The sequence below is a fragment of the Olivibacter sp. LS-1 genome (assembly GCF_008245145.1).
GTDB classification, from domain to species: domain Bacteria; phylum Bacteroidota; class Bacteroidia; order Sphingobacteriales; family Sphingobacteriaceae; genus Olivibacter; species Olivibacter oleidegradans.
The window spans coordinates 2,754,302-2,776,079 of record NZ_CP041643.1 but is presented as its reverse complement, the minus strand read 5'-3'; the positions used below and the strand labels follow the sequence as shown (position 1 = coordinate 2,776,079).

Below are 21,778 nucleotides of genomic sequence, written 5' to 3'. Positions count from 1 at the left end.
TCTAATTTGGCTTCGTGTTAGCACTAATTATTCAATAAGCACCCTAATTATGTTAGCAGCATCTTTACTATCAAACTGCCAAAAACTACCAATTAACAATAAGGCTCGTTTTTTATCGGCCGACTCCGTTTCAAATACATTGTATAGGTCGCCACTAAAGGTTCCGACGGCATTATAACCAGCAGCCAAACTACCATCGGGATTCAGCACCATGAAACTATTTCTCGTTTTACCATCGTATTTAACAAATGTGCCGCTTACTACGATCAGCCCATCACTAAGCTGTTTAGCAAAGCGAGGTAAACCGTTTTCGAATACCCTTGGAACAAAGGCTTCATCTAATGTACCATCATCGTTTAGCATGGCCATGGCTACCCTCGACTGCCCGTTATAGGTTCTGAAATTGCCACATACCACATATTTATGGGTTATGTTATTATAGCTGGCATAATAGGTCTGAAAATCAAAACCTGCACCGCCTGCATTGAATGTTCGATCAATGGTACCATCAGCATTTAAGCGAAGGATATAGTTAGCAGGTTCGCCATCAAACTGGTTAAAATTGCCAAAGACTAACATTTTACCTTTCAATAGACCTTCCTGATGATAGTAGGTATCTATGGATCCGTTACCACCTGTTAAACTTTTGTTAGTACCGGTATCAAAACGATAGGTTTTGTCCAATGTGCCGTCTAAATTCAATCGGGCAAACTGTCTCACTTCTGTGCTATCAACGATAATGGTATCTCGGGTCTCTAAGAAATTCGGTTTATCATATTGCCGACTGACATAATAACGAAAACTACCGGTCACTAACAGCTTGCCATTTTCACTATAGATACGATTAACTCCACCTTCGTCAAAACCTGCGTTAAATCGGGGGAAGTATTGTATGGTGTCATTTTGATCAGGCCTTCTCCATGTATGCACGCCCATCGTATCAACGCTTCCATTACTATTAAGCATCGTTAAATTGCTGATGTTACTGGTTCGCTGTGCATAACCGGAGAAACTGCCACCAATAAAATATTTATCGTTAACTTGTGTAATGGCACTGATATAGCCGTTGGCACCGGTACCTGATTTTAAGCCTGCATCGTAAGTGCCGTCTAAAAAGGCCTGTGCAATGCGGTTAATGGGACGGATAATCCCTTTATTATTGTAGTTAGTGAAACCGCCTACGATCACCATTTTCTCATTATTTGTAAATAAAATATCACCAACCGCACCATTTGCCCCTTGTGTCGCAACAAAGGTCGGATCAATCTTAATTTTACCTTCCACGGTAAATTCGGGCCCAAAGACAACCACATCGCCCACGGAAATGGTGGTAATACCCGTACTGGCATAATCAGGCACCACTACTGAAATTCCGGCATCCGTCACTTCTTTAATCTCGGCCTGCTCACCATTAAATCGGAAAACCAGTTGATCCTTATGAGGAAGCAAACCTTTAGCCTCAATATTCACTTCTATGCCCGGTAATCCGGAAGCTGGTGAGGGCGTTTTAGCACGATCGACAGTAATTCCTAAAGCTGCTTTTCCATCGGGATAAGGTTCACTGAACTGTTCTGCCTCCTTTGTGCAAGCGAGAGCGAAAAAGCAGAAAAAGAATGTATACCAAACTTTAAACTTGTAGATAGTTGAACTCATGATCATGTTATTTTTTAATTTAATCTACTCTCATCTATCGCTTGCTTTCAACGATATCGTTTATTACCTCAAATGAATTAAAACCGAATAGCGAAGAAGTATAGTCCAGCGCATGTACTACACCATTTGTTGGCTGTATATCAGACGAAGCTACTTTAGCAACTATCCAAACATCCGGATAAGACAAATTCGGAATATAGCAGATATGTAATTGCCGGTAGCCCATATATTTTAACACCGACTTTCCATCGCTGCTCACCGCGTCGTTAAACACAACTCCTATATTACATACGGAATTATCATAGGCATAATAATTTTGTCCCGGATAAATATTGAGGACATTAAAATCAATTTGCGGATAGTCTGCCAGCAGATTTTTTCCTTTGAACATATAACGGAGCATGTATTTGCGCCAAATCAAAGAATCGACATCGCTTAAGGTTTTTATCGTGTCACGATTTAACGTATAGAGCTCTGTATTCGCTCCGCCGTTGCGGTAATCGCCAATCAGCTCCTTGACATCGCGGTCTCTAGGGCAAAAGAATGTGAACTCTTCTGTATTAAAAGTTTCTTCCAATCCCGCTAAACGGACAATCTGCGCGATGGTATCAAATTCCATGGGTTTAGAATCAAGGTACTGCATAATCGTGCCATTAAAATGGGGATTAGCCAAACCTCCATCTGTATAATAATCATCTTTATTACAGGCTGTGACAATTAAGAGTGTCAACAAGAAGTAAGCAATATGCTTGATTGATCTTATGCAAGAATTTTTCATTTTAAAGACAGCTTTATTACAACATATGATTAATTTCCACCACCACCTGGCAGCCAATATTCATTCAAGACCATATAAGGATTGTTTACCAGTGCGTTTGTGCTAACAGGCCAGGTCCAAGCTCTCCGCGTAAATTGATCTTGGTTAAGCGGCCATGCAAGCCATGCAGAGCTCATAATACGTCGTGTACGCACCAAATCAAAGTAGCGGTGCCCTTCGCCAAAGAGCTCCCTACTACGTTCCATAAAAATGGCGTCTTTCAATGCAGTGCCACTCATGCCGGCATAGGAAGAGGCTCCAGCCCGCGTACGGATCATATTCACCGCCTCAATCGCTTGGCCTTCATTACCTAAGTTGGCTAAAGCTTCCGCCCATAACAATATGGCGTCGGCATAGCGGAAAATCAAAAAAGTATTATCCGGGTTTTCATCTTCATTACCGGAAGCATAAACATTCAAACCGAACTTTCTTGCTACAAATTGTCCATTATCCGCCAACATGTCTTCAAACCAAATATCTTTACGTTTATCTGCATCGCTTGTAGGAAACAGCTTTTGCATGTAGGTTGATAGATAGTAACAATGACTTAACTGATTATTAAATCGGGGGAATTTATAAGGCCAGCGCAAAAAATGATCGCCAAAAGGTGCTAAATTAGAGACGTTATCGCCGTAATTTATACTTCGGTAAAATTCAAATAAGCTCTCTTCCGAACGCCCCTTCGTTACAGCGGCCCAACCATCATCATCCATGTCAAGCAAGCGATAAGCACCGCTATTTACCAACTCTTGACCTAAAGCAGTCACTTTTTGATAGTAAGCTGTGGCACGCCCTGGATCAAACCCTGCGTTCCACATATTCATATGCATAAGGAGTGCAACGATACTTCCTTTGCTGGCTCGTGCTCCGCGTTGTGCCGCATCAGGAAACACCCAGGGCATATTATCTTTATGCGGCTCTAGATCGGCAATACATTTATTTAGGACAGACACCATATCCTCTCTCGGAAGGGGATCCGCCTGATAAGGAGCGGTATAATAAACAACGTCACCGTATAGCCGTACCATCCAGAAATAAGTAAAACAGCGGATAAAAGTTGCTTCGGCCAAATACCGTTGCGTATCCGAAGTACTTAGCGCGGCGATGCCCTCATTTAATTTGTCTATTAATATATTAGCGCTTTGAATAACACGATAATAACCCGACCAATCCGTAATGCGATAATAGTTATAAAAACCTGCATAGGGAGCATTATTGATTGCCGTAAGCAATTGATTTCTACCCAACACTTCTACTACTCTTCTTTCATTGTAACTGTTGCCTCCCGGACTGGCTACAATTTCGCCTGTTCGCGCCTCACCAATCGCTCCGATAACCCAGCTTTCGTTGATTTTATCAAAAAATGTGCTGTACATATTCGCAATATTTGCCTCAACGTCCTCTTTTGTTTGGTAAAAATTATTACCTGTAAGCCGATCTAAGGGCTGCACATTTAAATAGTCTTTGCATGCTGAAGCCGTTATAATCAGCATTATCAACAAACCTATTTTACTCATCTTTACTATATTAAGCATTCTCATAACGATCGGTTTAGAATTCTAAATTACATCCAATATTATAGGTACGTGGTACAGGATAACCTTCGGAGATATCGCGCCCCATGGTCGTTACATTTTCGGGGTTCGGACCTGAATAACCACTAAAAGTGTAAACATTATCCATTGATACGTATACTCTTAAATTGTTAATGCCCCAACTCCGAACCAGTTTCTTATCAAACATATAGGACAACACAACATTATTGATCTTTAAATAGGAGCCATCTTCTGCCCAAAGGGTTTGGTCATAGCGATAAGGGTTAACAATTTCAATACGGCTATAGTCATAGGCATAAGGATACTTAGCTATATCACCAGGTTGACGCCACATATCGAATTCATCTAACGGAATAACGGCCTTAAGTCCAAATGGATTCTTCATCAAGTTAAAACGATCGGCTAAGGCATTATTTAAAATCGTACGTTTTGCTGTAAAAGAAGCATTGATATTCAAACCAAAACCTTTGTAGGTAATATTGGTTGCCAAACCGCCGGTAAACAAGGGAGAGGCGTTGCCTGTACGTGCATAATCATTCGCATCCAACACATAATCCCCATTTAGATCTTTAATGATCGGGTCACCGGCGCGGAATGGTCTTCCGTTAACGCTATAGCGTAGTCCGGTAGCCGGATTAATAGGCACATCATCATCTGTAGCGTATACCCCCTCGTTAATCAACAAATAATTGGAAAGGGATGGCGTGCCTACACGAAATACATTGTGTTGTAAATAAGTTTCCCGATTGCCACTATTGGTTTCGAACCGTATAAACTGTCCGCCATAATGTGCAGGCAATTTGAGCAGCACATCCCGATTATAGGCTCCGTTGACCGTAACCATTAAGTTAAAGGGACTACTGGGCGATAAGGGGCGGATAGTAAACGATAGTTCGTGTCCGTAGTTCACAATACCGGCGTCATTACTAATTAATTTACCAAAAGCAACAGTATTCGAAAGATTTTCTTCAAACAATAAGTTATCTACCTTCTTATAATAGGTGTCATAAATTACATCTACTTTATTATTGAATAAAGAAAAATCAAGCCCGGCATTATACTGTGTAGTGGTGGTTGGTTTTAGATTCGGGTTGGGAATCTGATCAAAATTTAACCCAATCCCTTGCTGCCCGTTATAATTACCCGTAATATCATACTTTCCATAAATTCTTTCGAGTGTGCCATTCGGAATCACATTAATACCCCAGCTTAAGCGTAAAGCCCCCATATTTAGCCAATCCCAATTGTCTAAAAATTCCTCCTTATCAAAATTCCACCGTAGACCAATAGCTGGGTTTTTGGAGTATAGGTTGTCAAAACCATTCCCTGACGATCCATCCAATCGGTAAGATAGGTCCACGACATATTTCTTTTGATAATCATAAGAAGTAGCTAAAGCAAAAGACACCGCACGTTCGTCTAAGAAATTAGTCAAAATTCCTCCTCCTCGTGAGTAATAGCCATCAAAACCCAATGGCCCCTGAAATTGATCGTTGGGAGTACGTTCTTGTTGCGTGATGGAGTTTTGACGATCGCCTTTGCGAATCTCATTGAAAGCATTGATGAAAATATTATGGTTATCCCCGAAGGTTTTGGCATAAGTTAAATTGGTACGACTATAAAGGTTTGATTCACGGCCATTAAAAGCATAGACTTTAGCAAACTGATTATTAGCGGCCGCTGGTGTAAAGGTATCTTCATTAGACGACTTAAACTCGTAGCTAAAAAAGGTGGTTGCACGAAAGCCGGGAAAAATGCTATAACTCACTTCGGCGACGGGTCGAATGACACGAACGTCATTATTATTTTTTGTTCGTAAAGACCCAACATAATCGGCGTTTGCTTGATAGAAGGAAGGCCCGGGCATTAAAGTGGACGTTGCTCCCCCATCGGCGACACCTGTTTGTAATAGTCCGGCCCCATCTCCTTTATTTTGCTTACCTATTTGCGCATTGATCTGTCCAGTGAATTTAAATTTCTCATTCGGTGCATACTCCATACGGAGGTTGGCGCTATAGCGGTCGAATCCGGTATTTCTGATAACGCCCTTTTCTGTAAAATAACCAAGGTTCGCTTTATAGTTGAAGGTTGGATTTCCACCATCTATCGCTATATTGTGGCTTTGATTATAAGTAGTACGGTAATAAAGCGACTGCCAATCTGTTGAATTATTATAATAGGCATTTAAGCTGTCTGACAAAAACGGCGTTTTTATTAAGTCGTCAAGATTAATTTCGCCTCTTGCATTAGCCAAGATTTGCTGAATCTTCAACTGCCTTTCCAAATTTCCTCCCAATGTAGCTCTTAAGGCAGGTGGCGCTTTCATAAAGGTATTATTCGTATACCGTACTCGAGGGATTTCTGAATTACCACGCTTCGTTGTGATGATAATTACTCCATAAGCGGCCATAGAACCGTAAAGGGAAGTAGCCTGCGCATCTTTCAGGATCTCTATACTGGCAATATCTTCTTGTGGAATCATGGATAAAGGACTTACCCCAGGCCCTTGTTGTTGAAAACCAAATTCAGAAGCACCATCTGCATCTAAGGGTACACCATCAATTACATATAAGGGTGAGGTAGGCTGAAGGAAAGATTCATTGCCACTCCCCGATACCGTTAACGTAGAAAGACCCCGAATTTGCGTAGATCCGCGAAAACCAGGGGCTCCCGTGTTTACCTGAATATTAAGTCCCGGCACCTTTCCTTGTAGTAGTTGCTCCACATTGGCTACCGGAACATCTTTTACTTCGTCTCCGCTAATGGTGACAGATGACCCTGTACTTAGCTGCTTCGAGCGGGAGACAAATCCCCTGACCACCACTTCCTCCAAGTTACTTTGATCTTCTTCCATCACCACACTTACCGTTGTTTGTCCCGGTTTAAGCGTTACCCTCTTTTCTATGTATCCCATGAATTTGAATACCAGGGTTGAACCATCCGGAACGCTTATTCTAAATTCTCCTCTTCCATTTGTGGACGCCAAGGGCTTAGGTGGATTTCCAGCTATAACAGTTACTCCCGGAATGGTAATTTTTTTCTGGTCGTAAACTACTCCGGACACGACTGTTTGGGCATAGAGTTGATAAAATAACCCGCTTACCAAGAATAGGGTTACCGTCAAAAAAGTTTGCTTAGCTACCGATAACATTTTACCGGTAATATAGCGTATAAGATAATGCGTAAAACTTTTCATATGATTCCTATTCTGATTTATTCGTCTTCGAATTTTGGAAGCTCGCGTCTGAAGTGGAAGATGATCTCCCAGTCACCTTCTCTAAAAATTTTAAAATTAAGTCCGATGTAAGCAGTTGTACGGATGTTATTAAAACCTAATCTTGAATAAGCAAATTCCAATTTTGCACTACCACCTGTAGTGTATTTTGTAGCCACTGTTGTCAAGGGAATAGGGTATGCCACGTCGTACTGCACATATTCAGTTGTGTTAACCCGATTAAAGCCATGTACCAAATCGTTCCAACGCGTTTCATTAAACTTAGCAGGATTGATTGCCGTAGAGTCCGGAGCCCAAAATGAGAAACGCAGGTTATGCCCATTGCCACCTTCAAAAGGACGGATATAAACAACCACATCTTTTTGATCATCATTAGTTACCAGATTACGGTTGCTCTCTGCGCCGATGACATTTGTAAGTGAAGGACGGATGTAGTCCCTTTTATTAGGGTTCCTGGGATCTTTTGGATCAGGTGCTACACCTCCGGTATACCGATTGATGTCATTATTTGGTTCATATGGTAGCTCCCGCCAAGGAATCAATTGAAAATCGCGGATAATTCGCTCTCCACCTACATTCGTTATTTTTAAATCAAAGTAACGTCTGTCTTGCACGAGATTACTGCTATCTGCTGGCCTAGGAGTGATCAACTCGTTAGTCGATGCCCCCCAAAGCACGAATTTCCCGGATTCCTGAACCTCAAATAAGGGTCTTTCTTCTATTTTTCGCTTTGCTTCAATTTCTTCCAGAGAAGTTTCAATACCTGTGTACTCCCCCGTCCACACATAGGTAGGCCGTAGTTGAAAAATATCCGTTACCGGACGCCCATCACCATATCGGGCGTTAACGATTTCAAACTTTAATGGTTTGGTAGAGTTATCTGTATTTGGAGCTCCCAGTTCGCTGGTACGTCCAATTATCGGCTCAAAAATCTGACTGGGATAGTTGATGTTCGGACTCAGAAACTCTTGCTCTTCCGGTAAATCATATAACTTCTCGCAACCCTGCAAACCAAAGGCTACTATCATGATTCCCAACACAGAATACAGGGGATTGCCCCATTGTAATTTTACTTTTTTAACCAAATTATCCATGTATGGTATCTTTATTTGTTGATTACTTGACTTCTTCTCTATTGACACTCCAATCTGCCATCTGCATCGTACCGCCACTTCTAACACGGGTAATATCCAATTGATAGAACTTATAAGCCACTTTATTGGAAATCCTAAATACACGTAGTTGGAATCGCTGATCAAATAATTCGCCCGCTCGTGAATCTAAGATGGTCCAATTTGTACCATCGTTTGAACCTTTCAAGCTCCAGTCGATTGGATCTCGTTCCGAGAAGTCGTTTGCCGATGTAATGGTGTAGGCATTTGCTGCAGCAGCTTCGTTTAATTCAAAACGCAACCATACGCTTCCCATATCACCGATTAGGTATTTAGTCTCAGGATTGCCATCAAACGCATATTTTGATGCTTCCACAGCATTAGGTCCGCCACTATTTTCCCTTGAAACAGTGTCTTTACCTCCAATGGTTTTAAATAAGTTTGGAGGTGGGGGGACATAGGTTAAACGGCTAACGAAATCGTCAAATCCAAAAACGTGATCGGCACTCACTACATGAACAATTCCGTTTTTGGTCTTCAAATTAATTGAACCCGTTGTGGTAGATACCCAGTTACGCTCAAATTGGCTTCTTTTTGTGTCACTTATTTGAATGACGGTAGGGCCACCATTCACATAACCGGATGATGTGGTCTTAATTAATCGCCCATGCATAGGGTAACCGTATTTTACGCCATATAGTCGTAATCCATCCTGCGTAGCGAGTGAATCAGAAATATATTTACCTCGAATGATATATTGGCTAAGCATGGTATCCAACTGATTGCCATCGACGCTTGATAAATATTCACTCGGGCGGTCATTTAGTTTACGGAGGTTATTCAAATTGGTTAGGGCCAATTGAAAGCTTGCGTTGGATAAAGCGAAAAGTGTAATATCGCTATCGCGCAACGTACGCTCCAATTGTAAACGATCTACCGCTTTTAACAGCGAATCATAAACACCTGGTTTACTTTTTAAATAATCGTAAACATCCCCATCGTACCCTTTATCGGCAATAATCGGATCGTAATAGCCGTCTTCTTGCTTACAAGCCCACATAAGGCTCATAATACCTAATGCCAATAAGAAAAAATAAGCTTTCTTAACGTTATTCATATGATTATACTTATTTCCAGTAAGCATTCTGTTCCAGTTGATCGTTCTGTGATAGTAATGACCTGTTAATAGGCCAATAAATTCCCCCTTCATTAATAAGCTTCGTGAATGCAGGATCGTTATTGCGAATGCGGTTATAGCGAATTAAATCATACCATCGATGCCCCTCGCCTATCAACTCCCGTTTTCGCTCCTTAAAAATGGCGTCGATCAGACTGCCATTGACTGTTTCATTATACAGATCAAGTCCACGTAATTCACGGATTACATTTAACTGTTCAACGGCTTCATTTCTTTCGCCTAACACCGCCAGTGCTTCAGCTCTTAACAGCGTAATATCTTCCAATCGAGTTAAAACAATGGCACTTGAAAAGATTCGGAAACTAGGATCAGCCGTTGAACCGCCCATGATGCATTTTACTTTACTGAAAATGGGGTATTTACCATTGAAGTTGGTAAAATAGTTTTCAGTAAGGGGATTGCCTAAGGTATCTAAACTAAATCGTTCGTCTCCAATTTCGTTAAAAACAGATAAGATGGAATCTTTTGTTAAGTAGATATCCGGTACACTTTTGTTTACAACCGGGGCAGCAAGCGTAAGTTCTTCTAAATGCCCGGTAAACGAGGCGTCTACATGCCCCCAGTCAAAATTAAAACCGAAAAGATGATTATCTCTTTTTCCGAAGAAAAAACCGTTTGCATTGGTCAAATCGCCTGTGCTTGTATATCCCATACGCCCTTTGGAATAATTATCCATAATAAACTTGGTATAGGTGGCCACATCGGGATAATTTCCCTGCCAAGCCGCTAAATGCGCAAGCAAAGCATAAGCTGTAAGTTTACGCGCGAGTGCGCCGGACCAGCGACCAGCACTTTCATTGTAATAGTCGCCTAATTGTTGTTCATCGCTTAAGCTATAGAGATAGGGTAGGTCTGCAGCTGCAGCTAACATTTCCTGTTCTGCCCAAGTGAGTACTTTGTCCTGATTATCACGGGCTTTGTTTTGGAAGTCACCGTCATGAGATGAAATAATTAAGGGCACATCCCCCCAAACACGAACCATATAGAAATACGCGAAGGCCCTTAGAAATCTAATTTGTGCAATATCGACAGTCATATTATTATCGGAATAACGCTCGTCATTCTCTTTGACCTCATGAATACGTTCCAAAAAAACATTGGCAGCATTAACAACAGCATACCATCTTCTCCAATTTGACATGGCTTCAATTGCAGGATATGAAGCCGTCAGTTGGTTCGCGATAATTGCTTTTAGATCCTGCCGCGTTGGTGCAACAAAATCACCGGCACGAACGTCACCGTAAATCCAATAAGCGTTATAATCAGCCAAGGCAGCCCGGACCAAACCGTAAACACCAATCAGAGCCGCTCTGGAATCTTCCATATTCCTCCACATATTCTCTTCATTTACCACACGCGTCGAATCCACATCTAACATCTTTTTGCAGCCAGATGCCAGTAAAATTGTTAGGAAGAGCGGCGTTAGCACGTTTCTATATATTCTATTTCTCCAAATCATATCACTATTTAGCTAGGTTATAAATCTACTTTGAGTCCAATGGTGTAAGTTAAGGGGATAGCCATACCATACCCTGAGTCGTATCCTGTGTAATTGATCAGTTCCGGATCGCGCCCACTGTATGGGGTGATGGTGAAGATATTATTCACAGTCCCATAGATATATAAATGATCAATCTTTGAAGATCTCCGCTTTAACCAATCACTCAGGTCATATCCTATCGACACCGTTCTCAATTTTAAGAATGAAGCGTTTTCGAGGAAAAGATCTTGATTACTGTGGTATGGAATGACCGTACTCCAGGGATTATAAAGCGGATATTTACTATAATCACCTCGCTTTTCCCAAAAGGTAATCTCCTTTATAGAAGTAACACCAACAACGCCTTCTCTATTAATAAAGTTAAAACGGTTAGCCATTTCTTCGTTAACTACCTTTCTTCCTAAATTGAAATAGAAATTAACGCCGAGCGACCAGTTTCCATAGCTGAATTGGTTATTAAATCCACCAACTACTTTCGGAAAGATATTCCCCATCAGTGATTTATCTTCGTCATTTATTCGGTTATCGCCATTTAAATCCCGCCAGTTCGGATCGCCTCCCTGAAGGGTAATTCCGTTGTACGTGCGTGTAATACCGTCTACTTGTGGTACGTCTTGATTGGCAGCATATATACCATCATTGATGAACAACCAATATTGATCTACAGGAGCCCCAACTTGAAGTAATCGATTACCGATAATCAGCTTGTCCAAACCTCTCGGCAGAGCCTTCAGCTTATTTTGGTTGAAATTAAAGTTGAGGGAAGATGACCAACCTAATTTCTGTTTCGCCTTCGTTAGAATTTCACCACTCAAAAGAACATCGACTCCTGTATTTCGTACGGTCATTCCCGGTTCGTACGACAGATTATAACCGTATTCTGCATAGGCGGGAATACCTAAAAGTTGATTCTTATCTTCCTTAATATAACCATCGATTGACGCGGTAATCCGATCCTTAAACAAACCGATATCAAGCCCTAGGTTCAACTGATCTGTATAGGCCCAGGGTATGCCATAGCCTACCCAGCCAAAATTATACGGTCTCGTTAAAACCGCAAAAGCATTATATCCAGGTGTAGTTACATTGCCGGTAAAAGTCACGTCAGCCGTATACGATGGCCCTTGTGAAAAATTGTCAAAGGCATTCAGTCGCCCTAAACGGCCTGCATTTAGACGCATGTTGAAAGTTGACCACCGTAGATCGTTCTCCAGCAAAGCTTCTTTGATATTCCATCCCAATGAAAGTGCGGGTGTAAACAACCAGCGATTAGTAGGTTGTGCATTCGATGAGCCATCGGTTCGCAGTAATAAAGACAGGGTATAAGCATCGTATTTATAGGAAGCTTTTCCATAAAAAGAAACCAGATTCTGCTTGGTACGATCTAGAAATTTATAAACTAATTGTCGCGGAAAGGCTGTTGGCAACAAATAGTCGTCGCTATTAGGATCGGAATTGAGTAAATTTAGCTTGATAAAATCATTTACCCCTTTATAGGCATAGGCGTAATTATACTTATAGGTATCCCATTGCAAGACGTTTCCTGCCTGCAGAAAAAGTTGCTGATGATCATCTATTTGCCAGTCAAAACTCGCGAAATTGTCATAAATCAACCGCTGGTTGGAACCATAGTAATTAGAGGCATAACTGTTTCCCTCTAACAAAGGTCGTGGATAAAATATATCACGATAACCTTCGTTGTAATCCACTACTAAGCGGGTGGTGTACTTGAATTTATTAAAGTCGAATACCAATTTGGCGTTACCCTGAATGATATTAGTATAATTATTATCAAAACCTTTATCATACTGACTTGTATACTGACTATAGACGTCATTATTGGGTGCCAAAGGTGCCTGCAAATCGGGCATGTACCCGATTTCAGCAAAACGATCCCGCATGTTGTGATTACGCTGTCTATCCAAACGGTTCCCATTAATCATGGCAGAAAACAATAACCATTTCAACGGCTTCATATTCAGATGAAACATAGCGCTATAGCGGTCCAAGCCAGTTCCATCTGCAATTCCCTCATTCCGCAAATTGCCTAGCGAAAATCTAAAATTTGCGCGATCCGATCCTCCTGAGATATCGGCTGTAATCGCATGTTGCAAGCCATTTTGATAGTAGGTGTCTGTCCAATTGGAAGGACCATAGTAATCCATATTCAATGAATCGCTGAGATATAGCGGATAGACGTCATCGGCGGAATATTTACCTGTTGTCGTATATAGATCGTAAAATTGCTGCCGAAACGCATTCTCATACTCACCATTGATCGTCGTCACATTCGGCCTTTGTGCAAATCCGAAGTAAGCATTGGCGCTTATCTTACGTTTACTCCCTACTTGTTTAGTAGTCAGCAAAATTACTCCGTTTGCAGCCATTGGACCATATAAGGCCATGCCGGCCATATCTTTTAATACCTGTACAGAAGCAATATTATTCATATCAATATTGGTGAGCAGGTTAGTTGCCGGACCAATTCGATTGAAATCATATTGTTTGATATCATAAGCGAAAGAATGCTCTCCAATTAGTGGAATACCGTCCAATACAATCAAAGGTTGTGATTGATAGATTTCCTTTGCCGACAGTATGGGCATAGGAACACCTCGTACATACATTTGCTGAAGACTTCCAGGCTCTCCGCTCGTCTCTTGAATGTATAGTCCCGGTGCCTGTCCCTTCAAAGATTGCTGAAGCGACACAGCAGGATATACGGTAAGTTCTTTCATAGTAGATCCAACGGTTTTCACTGCACGATCGGTAAATTCGGCAGATGTTTCTCGATGCACCGTGTCAATAGAGGCCTTAACGCTATCCACGGCTAGACTATCCTGAATAGTCATTGCAGATCCCTCGCTTAGGGTGAAAAGAATGCTATAACAGAAAATGGCTACTTTATAATACCATCTCACATGCATTGTTTTTGGCATAATGTATTATTTAGGTTATATCACTTAAATATTGGCCATATGGTTCATTTTCTGCTTTGGAAAAACCATAGCAGACCCAGTGAACTGAATTTTCAATTTTAATTTTCGGTGGTGAATTAATAATCAGTCAGTATGATGACAACATCCATACGATTCCAGCAAGGTTGATAAGCTTCACAAATTAGGTCAATACAATAACTGATAATTAAAACGATTTAGCTTTAGTATAAAATGTATGTTTTTTTCATAATATAATTTTTAGGTTATATGTTATTTATTTTAGGTTCTTTACAAATCTCAAAACTATTGCGCCTTGACATTCACACCACAAACAACTGTAATAATTTTGTGATTTACAAGGCTTGCAAGTGGCTCCTACGAAAAAATGAAAGTAATAATTTGATAAACAACACTTTAAACATTGTTAACGGATTGTTAACAAGCCAAAAGAACGACAAAAGCAACGAAAAATTTCTCACATTCGGGAAAAAGGAGCACAGGTCGATAAAAAATGGAGGCGCTTGTCCGTTTGTATTATTCAATAGGAACAAGAATAATCACAGTTATTCATTTAATGTAAACAACTATGATTATTCTTCAACTACCATCAAATTTAAATCGTAGCGGCGCTCTATCAGTTTTTTACCAAAGGTCTCAGAAGAGAATTCTTCAGTTAATACAAAGCCATAACGCATATAGAGTGAGATCGCAGATAATTGTTCATCGGTTGTCCATAGATAGGCCTTTTTATAATTGTTATTCATCATAAATTCTATAAACAAATTCATCAATTTTTTACCTAATCCCAAACCTCGATAGGCGGGCGCTAAGATAAAATAGCGCAATTGCACCTTATCTTGTCGGACGAAGGCCATCAGAAATCCCACTATTTTACCGGCATCTTCACAAATCCAAATACCATCTTTTTCAGGATTATATTGTTTAGCAAATTCGCTCAGGCCCTCCAAAACATATGCTTCAAAATTTAATCCGTAGCCCATTTCATGAGCATATAGCTGTCCATGCATATAAGCTATATATCCTAAATCACCTGGCAATAAGTTGGTTCTGATCGTTATGTTTCTATTCATTTATACGATTACTATGAATGTACTTTCAGGATTTTCACAATAGCTTTCATATGAAAAGCTAAGGCCTCAGCCTCTGTACTTTTAAGTGGAGTTAGCAGCTTTTCTACCTGCTCGTTCGAAGCCCGGTTTAAGTGCTCAAAAACTTGTCTTCCTTTTTTCGAAAGTGTGATCGTTATCCCTCGAGCATCCTGTATTGATTTCCTCTTTTCAATAATCCCCTCCTTTTCCAATCGTTTCAAGATCCGACTTAAATAGCTTTTATCAATATGCATGATCTCCATAATCTGCGATGCCTGTATATTTCCTGCTGTAAATATTTCGTATATTATCCTTGCTTCTGTCAAAGAATAAGCACTGTCAAGTAAGTACTGATTCAATAAGCCTATAAAATCTGTATAGAAACGATTAAATACACGAACTTCTTCTATGATGCTTGTTTGCATGAGCTTTTTTTACAAATATAGCCAAATATAGTTGACTTTGTCAACTATACAGATAACATAAATCAATGGCTTTCGATTTTCTGATCGAAAGCCATTGATTTATGTTATGACTTCAACTATGATTGCGGGATTTCTTCTGCAGACTTCCCCATGCCCCTATGTGATTCACGATGTTTCCTTTTCTGAAATCTTTCCTTTTTAAGCTTCTGATAGGTTGATTTTTGTGCCTCCGTTAAGAGCTCACTTATTTTTTCATCTCGCTCTTTCATACTTTTTTGCATAAGTTCTTTATGCTCGGCATCAACCTTCTTCATATTATCCAAATTGATGGCATAGATCTCTTTTTTCTGTTCCTCTGATAGAGAAAGTTCTTGAGCAAGTCGCTCGGTTTGCCTTTTTGCTCTCTCTTCTGCCATTTTAAATTCCCTCTTACGATGATTTTGCTGGGCAAATGCGATGGTTCCCATACTGAGGAATAGCAGGGAAGCTAGAATCATTCTTTTCATACTCAATAAATTTTAATAATCACTTTATTTATACGTATAGAGTCAAACGGAAAAGAATGGTTTAGCATGGTACTTGTTAAAAATTGTTAATAGGAGTCGGATCTACTGTTGGAAGAAACGCTACACTTATATCCATAAGAGCCAAGCTGTAAATCCGATCTAAGTATTTCGTTTTATGCCGGTCGTTCGCCCACTTACTTATTTTTGAGATGCTCTAACCAAGCAAAATGCGGCTCAAGATGGAGACGCATCCCCTTTCTAAAATCTTCCACAGTGCCCTCCCGTAGAATTTGTAACAGATCGGCATGAGACACTCCTCCAGGTTTATAGTGATCTTTCTCAAAGGCAACCACATAGTCAAATAACGGCAAAAGCAGGCTCTGAAAACGCATAAGCGTATGATTGTTCGTCATGGCATAAAGCTTACCATGAAAAGCTATCTCATTTTTTATTCTGAATTTTTCACTGTCAGGCTTTTCCTTTGTTACAATTTTCTCAAGCTCTTGTATATCCTGATCTGTTTTATACATGTATAGAACATCAGCTAATCCCATTTCTAAAACCAGTCGTAGTCCAAAAATGTCGTAAAGGGTGCTATCGGGCATAATCAATGGATCAAGCACTTTTTCAAAAGACCCCAAAATATCGGGTTCAGCCAGTACCATCCCGCGCTTCTTTTTTGTTTCAATTAGGCCAAGCGCCTTCAATCTGCTGAGTGCTTCTCTAACAATGTTTCTGCTAACACCTAATGAAGCAGCGATTTCCAACTCCTTAGGCAATAAGTCGCCTGGTTTAAAGGCCTTTTTCTTAAAATATTCTCTCAGCTTAAGTTCTACTTGATCTGCCATGGTTAAGTTATGGAGTTTTGGCAAATCAAATGCAAGGTGCTTAGTATTTGGTTTCGACTTTTCCATTATGCAAGATGCAAAATTTAATCAAAATATGTAGTACAAAAAAGAACAGTGTATGGCTATTCGCTCCCTCTCAGCATTATTTCGCGCCGTTTGCGTATCAAATCGAGGCAAGTCTTCGCTGAACAAGACAAGTGTAGAAATCTGAATATCCAATTTTCTTAATGACTACAGATAGACAAAAAGAAAACCTTCAGCCGGGGAGACTGAAGGTTTCATTAACCAATTATAAACCTAAATTATGATTCAACAAAAATAGTGTTTAAACGCCTTAATCCCAAATTGTCATACTTTTTTTACACACAAGCTGACTTAGAGACTTAGAAGAATTCGGTGCCAAACAAAGTCGTGATCTTTGCTTAATCCCCCGGTAATATGAACGATATCGTTTGCGTAGATTTTTCACACGGAATATTCTTTTTAAAGAGAACAGGTTATTATACTTGTATTGAAGACTACTGAATCGCTATACTTAGACGGCTTTCGTTAGGTATACCAAAAATTATGAACCATTACAGCGCGTTTATTAGTCTACGAAAGGAAAATAAAAGAGCGAATGCTCTTGTCTGAGAATTGATCAATATTAATTATTACTAACCAATAAACTTATGGTACAAAAAAATGAAAATTCCCGGCGTGAATTTATTAAGAAGGCTTCAATCGGTGCGGGGATAATAGGCCTTTCATCAATGGGACTCAGCACAAAAAGCTATGGGAGGATCTTGGGAGCAAACGACCGCGTTCGCGTTGCCATTGTAGGGTTTTCAAATCGTTTTAAAAGCTCCTTATTTCCGAGTTTTATGAATCATTCTAAAAAACTAAATTTCGAATTTGTAGGGGTATCCGATATTTGGAATAGAAGGAGAGATGAGGCCGTTGCTTTTATAAAGGAAAAAGCGGGCACGTCGATCGCGACTTATCGAAACAATGACGAAATGTACGCACAAAAAGATATCGATGCCGTCATTATTAGTACCGCGGATTTTCAGCATGCACTGATGGCAGCCGAGGCTGTACGTAATGGAAAAGACGTATATGTAGAGAAACCGATGGCTGAAACTTTGGAAGATGCAAAAGTTGTGCTACAGGCCGTCAATGAAACCGGAAAAATCTTACAAGTGGGTTCGCAAAGAAGAAGCGCTCCTAACTATATTTCAGCCAATGAATACATCCGATCAGGTAAATTTGGCGATATAAAAATGGTAGAAATGACCTGGAATGTAAATCAACCGGGACGGTGGAGGTTGCCACAGTTAATTAAAGAAATTCGCGAACAGGATACGGACTGGAACCGATTCTTAATGAACAGACCCAAGGTTGCTTGGGATCCCCGAAAATATTTAGAGTATCGATTGTTTTGGCCATATTCATCGGGCATCTTTGGCCAGTGGATGTCTCACCAAATTGACACGGTCCATTGGTTTACCGGGCTCGAACATCCGCGTAGTGTATCAGCCAACGGGGGGATCTACATGTGGAACGATGGCAGGACAAATCCGGATACGGTTACAGCTGTCATGGATTACGGCCCGGCGAACGATCCAACGAAAGGTTTCCAGGTGCTCTATTCCTCGCGTTTTACAAATTCGGCGGGCGGCATTAAAGAGCTTTATTACTCTAATGCAGGCATGTTAAATCTTGACACCAATCAAGTGACTGATGAGGGAGGATTAACGGCTAAAATGGCTGCAGAAATGGGCATGCAAGCGAATTTGCTTCAACCATTTACCTTGTCCAACGCAACTAAGATAGAAACAGCTGCCAATACTGGAAGCGACCCAATGACTTCGCTTCATATGCTCAACTGGATGGAGTGTGTACGTAGCAGAAAAACACCAAATGCATCTGTTAAAGCCGGTTACAATCACAGTGTGGCCAATATTATGGCACGAATAGCATTGGAGACAGGCAAAAGAGTTTCCTTTGATGACGCTAAACAAGAAGTCGTGGTCGGTTAAATTCTTAGTCATGAATAAACAAATCAGCATTTTAGCGTTTATTGGCATTGCCTTAGTTAGCAGCTTCAAAGTTGAAAAAAAAGGCTTTTCTATTGTTGAGAACAAAAAGGAAAAAAGAATAGATATTAGCATTGATGGTCGGATTTTCACCTCGTATATTTATCCGGATGAATTGATGAAGCCGGTACTCTATCCTATAAGATCGTCAGAAGGTACTTTTATCACAAGAGGATGGCCATTCGATCCTAGACCCGGGGAGCGGGTGGATCATCCGCACCATGTCGGTTTATGGTTTAATTACGGCGACGTAAATGGTCTCGATTTCTGGAACAATTCGACCGCTATACCTTCGGATAAAAAGAATCAATACGGGACCATTAAGCATGCCAAAGTTAATAAGATTCAGACTGCGAACGACCATGCTTTACTGGAAGTAACGAAATATTGGCAAGAACCAACCGGCAGCCCCATCTTACAAGAGAACACACAGTATTTATTTTCTACTGACAGTGGTAGACGTACAATCGAGCTCACTACAACATTAACAGCACTGAAAAAAAATGTTTTATTTACAGACAACAAAGAAGGGTTATTAGGAATTCGCTTGGCACGGGAGTTGGAACATCCTTCAGATGAGTCAGCCAAATTCACAGATGCTAACGGCAACATCACAGAAGTTGCGCAGCTAGATAATAACCAAGTCACCGGAAAGTACCGTAGTAGTGAGGGAAAAGAGGGTGATCAGGTATGGGGTACACGTGGTAGGTGGGTCAATTTGGATGGAAAAATAGGGCGTGAAGCGATATCGATAGTGATCATTGACCATCCGAAAAACGTAGGCTATCCCACCTATTGGCACGCTAGGGGTTATGGTTTATTTGCAGCTAATCCATTGGGGCAGAAAGCCATGAGTAACGGAAAAGAAGAATTGAACTTTTCTTTGGATGCAGGAAAATCCGTCACTTTCAAATACCAAATCATTATACAATCCGGAAAACACTTAAGTGACAAGGAAATCAACAATATAACACAAATCTTCGCGGCCTCACTATAGCTTTTAATATAAAAAAGTCTTCAACCGGGGAGATTGAAGACTTTTAACTAACCAATTATAAACCTAAATTATGATAGCGCAAAGATAGTGTATAAAATACACATAAGCAATTTTTTCTCAGATTTAGAAAAAGTGATAAAAGTTCGAAATCGGACACTTTGTGTCCGATTTCGAACACTCATTCAATAAATAAAAAATCATAAATTGTTGAAAATTAGAAAGATAATAAAAAGGCATTATATTTATGATCACTACTGGAAATATTGTTATTATGCTTCGCAACAACGCTCGCATCAAAATTGAAACCAGTACAAGGAATTATAACACTCTTTCACTCCGCACAACGCCTATAATGATTGCGCTCGGGTTATTACTCTCTTTTCCGATGCGGAATAAACCTACTGCCGAATCAAACCTCCACGAGCGTGAAACTTGTCAAACAACCATTGCTAGTCACTGTTCTAAAACCGGTAATCAGTTCATAAACATACGACATCTTTTTACGCGTTTGGGAATATTCTTTTAAGAACTTGTGTCAATTTTAGAATCGACTTCTCTAATATTTATTTCACTCTTTTGCCGGAAGCTTGCCTTTATATAAGTATAATAGGCGAATAATTCTCTTAAATTTCTTAGCCTCTATTTTAATGGATTCGTATTCCTTTCTATTTCTTTAGCCCCGAAAAACAGAAAGTCCTTCCTTTAAATTTTAAACGCAGCAAACTTATCAATAAGAATCTGTTCATAGACATATACCCTAAGACACGGAAGGAGCATTTAAATAACGGTTTTACGGGATTTTTCAAAAAGTGCTTCTTTATATCGTAATCTACACCCCCTCTCCTATTAATTCGTGATTTATAAACGCTCCTGCAATCGAGCCGGCAGCTACAGCTGCAGAAACACTTCTAAACATGGTAGCATTATCGCCTGCAGCATAAATTCCCGGGACAGAAGTCTGCTGGAAGTTATTGACTTCAATATGACCGGTACTTGTTATTGCGCAACCTATATTTTTCGGAATTTGACTTTGTTGTTCAAAGCGAGGGGGTGCGTAAAGCGCTTTAACAGAAATTTCAGTACCATCTTCAAATATAATATGGTCAAGCTGACCCTTGTAGTGTTTCAACAAAGCTATCGGCTTTTCTATCAACTGTATGTTATTTCTGGAAAGTGTTTCTTTGTCCGCATTATCAAAAGTAGATGGCCCGTTAGTAAGTACCGTAAGGTCTGAAGCCCAGTTACGAATTAGCCTTGCCTTCTCCAAAACAGATTCGCCGTTTAGCAACAGTCCCGTCGACTGATTTCTATATTCGTATCCATGACAATAAGGACAATGAATCACGCTGATTCCCCAACATTCTGCTATTCCACTCACGGTTGGAAGTATATCCTTTAACCCGGTAGCAAACAAAAGTTTGCTTGCTTCGAACTGCTTGCCGGAAGCGGTTCTAACAAAAAAAGCCCCATTCTTCCCGGCGGCAAATAGTACTTCATCCGTCAAGAAATTCACGGTATCATACGCAAGCACTTGCTCCAAAGCGATAGATGAAATTACTTTCGGCGGCTTACCGTCCTGCGTTAAAAAATTATGGGAATGGGGTGTTTGGCGGTTACAGGGTTTACCACTATCAATGATCAGTACATTTCTTATCGCTCTAGCTAAGGACATAGCGGCCGAAAGGCCGGCATAGCTACCACCGACTATTATAACGTCGTGTTTGTTGTTCTTTTCCATATCATTTATTTATATTTTCACTTATTATGTCTATTGAGATTAATCATCAATAAAAATGTCTCAAAA

General features: G+C 40.3%; 15 protein-coding genes. 2 read left to right on the top strand and 13 right to left on the bottom strand.

The window, feature by feature from the left end:
- Positions 1-27 precede the first annotated feature (27 nt).
- From FKG96_RS11200 to FKG96_RS11145, 12 genes are all read right to left on the bottom strand, one after another.
- On the bottom strand, positions 28-1,653 hold the full coding sequence (locus tag FKG96_RS11200) for a DUF5008 domain-containing protein (RefSeq protein WP_242627356.1): 1,626 nt from the start codon (positions 1,651-1,653) through the stop codon (positions 28-30).
- A 34-nt stretch (positions 1,654-1,687) separates the two neighbouring features.
- Positions 1,688-2,431 carry a hypothetical protein gene (locus FKG96_RS11195; RefSeq protein ID WP_130857660.1) on the bottom strand — a complete coding sequence of 248 codons (744 nt, stop codon included), beginning with the start codon at positions 2,429-2,431 and terminating at the stop codon, positions 1,688-1,690.
- 29 nt (positions 2,432-2,460) lie between these two features.
- A complete protein-coding gene (locus FKG96_RS11190; RefSeq protein ID WP_130857661.1) occupies positions 2,461-4,011 on the bottom strand; it encodes a RagB/SusD family nutrient uptake outer membrane protein in 1,551 nt (516 codons plus the stop codon).
- Between the two features lie 10 nt (positions 4,012-4,021).
- The gene (locus tag FKG96_RS11185) at positions 4,022-7,222 is read right to left on the bottom strand and encodes a SusC/RagA family TonB-linked outer membrane protein (protein ID WP_130857662.1); all 3,201 of its coding nucleotides are present in this window, start codon (positions 7,220-7,222) and stop codon (positions 4,022-4,024) included.
- 17 nt (positions 7,223-7,239) lie between these two features.
- Positions 7,240-8,355 carry a DUF5007 domain-containing protein gene (locus FKG96_RS11180; RefSeq protein WP_130857663.1) on the bottom strand — a complete coding sequence of 372 codons (1,116 nt, stop codon included), beginning with the start codon at positions 8,353-8,355 and terminating at the stop codon, positions 7,240-7,242.
- Between the two features lie 22 nt (positions 8,356-8,377).
- The gene (locus FKG96_RS11175) at positions 8,378-9,490 is read right to left on the bottom strand and encodes a fasciclin domain-containing protein (protein ID WP_130857664.1); all 1,113 of its coding nucleotides are present in this window, start codon (positions 9,488-9,490) and stop codon (positions 8,378-8,380) included.
- Between the two features lie 10 nt (positions 9,491-9,500).
- On the bottom strand, positions 9,501-11,030 hold the full coding sequence (locus tag FKG96_RS11170; protein ID WP_130857665.1) for a RagB/SusD family nutrient uptake outer membrane protein: 1,530 nt from the start codon (positions 11,028-11,030) through the stop codon (positions 9,501-9,503).
- Between the two features lie 17 nt (positions 11,031-11,047).
- Positions 11,048-14,011, bottom strand: coding sequence for a SusC/RagA family TonB-linked outer membrane protein (locus tag FKG96_RS11165; RefSeq protein ID WP_130857666.1), 2,964 nt, complete (start codon positions 14,009-14,011; stop codon positions 11,048-11,050).
- A 590-nt stretch (positions 14,012-14,601) separates the two neighbouring features.
- Entirely contained in the window at positions 14,602-15,102 is a 501-nt protein-coding gene (locus tag FKG96_RS11160; protein WP_130857667.1) for a GNAT family N-acetyltransferase, read from the bottom strand.
- A gap of 11 nt (positions 15,103-15,113) precedes the next feature.
- Positions 15,114-15,545, bottom strand: coding sequence for a MarR family winged helix-turn-helix transcriptional regulator (locus tag FKG96_RS11155; protein WP_013666011.1), 432 nt, complete (start codon positions 15,543-15,545; stop codon positions 15,114-15,116).
- A 116-nt stretch (positions 15,546-15,661) separates the two neighbouring features.
- On the bottom strand, positions 15,662-16,051 hold the full coding sequence (locus tag FKG96_RS11150) for a DUF4890 domain-containing protein (RefSeq protein WP_130857668.1): 390 nt from the start codon (positions 16,049-16,051) through the stop codon (positions 15,662-15,664).
- Between the two features lie 194 nt (positions 16,052-16,245).
- Positions 16,246-16,899, bottom strand: coding sequence for a FadR/GntR family transcriptional regulator (locus FKG96_RS11145; protein WP_242627358.1), 654 nt, complete (start codon positions 16,897-16,899; stop codon positions 16,246-16,248).
- Positions 16,900-17,570: 671 nt separating this feature from the next.
- On the opposite strand from FKG96_RS11145, the gene FKG96_RS11140 reads away from it, so the two are divergent.
- On the top strand, positions 17,571-18,920 hold the full coding sequence (locus tag FKG96_RS11140; protein ID WP_013666008.1) for a Gfo/Idh/MocA family protein: 1,350 nt from the start codon (positions 17,571-17,573) through the stop codon (positions 18,918-18,920).
- A gap of 10 nt (positions 18,921-18,930) precedes the next feature.
- The gene (locus tag FKG96_RS11135; protein WP_130857670.1) at positions 18,931-19,974 is read left to right on the top strand and encodes a PmoA family protein; all 1,044 of its coding nucleotides are present in this window, start codon (positions 18,931-18,933) and stop codon (positions 19,972-19,974) included.
- Positions 19,975-20,803: 829 nt separating this feature from the next.
- Here the strand turns inward: FKG96_RS11135 and FKG96_RS11130 are convergent.
- Complete coding sequence (locus tag FKG96_RS11130; RefSeq protein WP_130857671.1) at positions 20,804-21,712, bottom strand: NAD(P)/FAD-dependent oxidoreductase; 909 nt, start codon at positions 21,710-21,712, stop codon at positions 20,804-20,806.
- Positions 21,713-21,778: the final 66 nt, after the last annotated feature.

Coding starts and splice junctions, on each gene's coding strand:
- FKG96_RS11180 (WP_130857663.1), bottom strand. CDS start 8,355: ATGGATAATTTGGTTAAAAAAGTAAAATTACAATGGGGCAATCCCCTG.
- FKG96_RS11135 (WP_130857670.1), top strand. CDS start 18,931: ATGAATAAACAAATCAGCATTTTAGCGTTTATTGGCATTGCCTTAGTT.
- FKG96_RS11140 (WP_013666008.1), top strand. CDS start 17,571: ATGGTACAAAAAAATGAAAATTCCCGGCGTGAATTTATTAAGAAGGCT.
- FKG96_RS11150 (WP_130857668.1), bottom strand. CDS start 16,051: ATGAAAAGAATGATTCTAGCTTCCCTGCTATTCCTCAGTATGGGAACC.
- FKG96_RS11170 (WP_130857665.1), bottom strand. CDS start 11,030: ATGATTTGGAGAAATAGAATATATAGAAACGTGCTAACGCCGCTCTTC.
- FKG96_RS11165 (WP_130857666.1), bottom strand. CDS start 14,011: ATGCCAAAAACAATGCATGTGAGATGGTATTATAAAGTAGCCATTTTC.
- FKG96_RS11200 (WP_242627356.1), bottom strand. CDS start 1,653: ATGAGTTCAACTATCTACAAGTTTAAAGTTTGGTATACATTCTTTTTC.
- FKG96_RS11195 (WP_130857660.1), bottom strand. CDS start 2,431: ATGAAAAATTCTTGCATAAGATCAATCAAGCATATTGCTTACTTCTTG.
- FKG96_RS11130 (WP_130857671.1), bottom strand. CDS start 21,712: ATGGAAAAGAACAACAAACACGACGTTATAATAGTCGGTGGTAGCTAT.
- FKG96_RS11190 (WP_130857661.1), bottom strand. CDS start 4,011: ATGAGAATGCTTAATATAGTAAAGATGAGTAAAATAGGTTTGTTGATA.
- FKG96_RS11175 (WP_130857664.1), bottom strand. CDS start 9,490: ATGAATAACGTTAAGAAAGCTTATTTTTTCTTATTGGCATTAGGTATT.
- FKG96_RS11160 (WP_130857667.1), bottom strand. CDS start 15,102: ATGAATAGAAACATAACGATCAGAACCAACTTATTGCCAGGTGATTTA.
- FKG96_RS11145 (WP_242627358.1), bottom strand. CDS start 16,899: ATGGCAGATCAAGTAGAACTTAAGCTGAGAGAATATTTTAAGAAAAAG.
- FKG96_RS11185 (WP_130857662.1), bottom strand. CDS start 7,222: ATGAAAAGTTTTACGCATTATCTTATACGCTATATTACCGGTAAAATG.
- FKG96_RS11155 (WP_013666011.1), bottom strand. CDS start 15,545: ATGCAAACAAGCATCATAGAAGAAGTTCGTGTATTTAATCGTTTCTAT.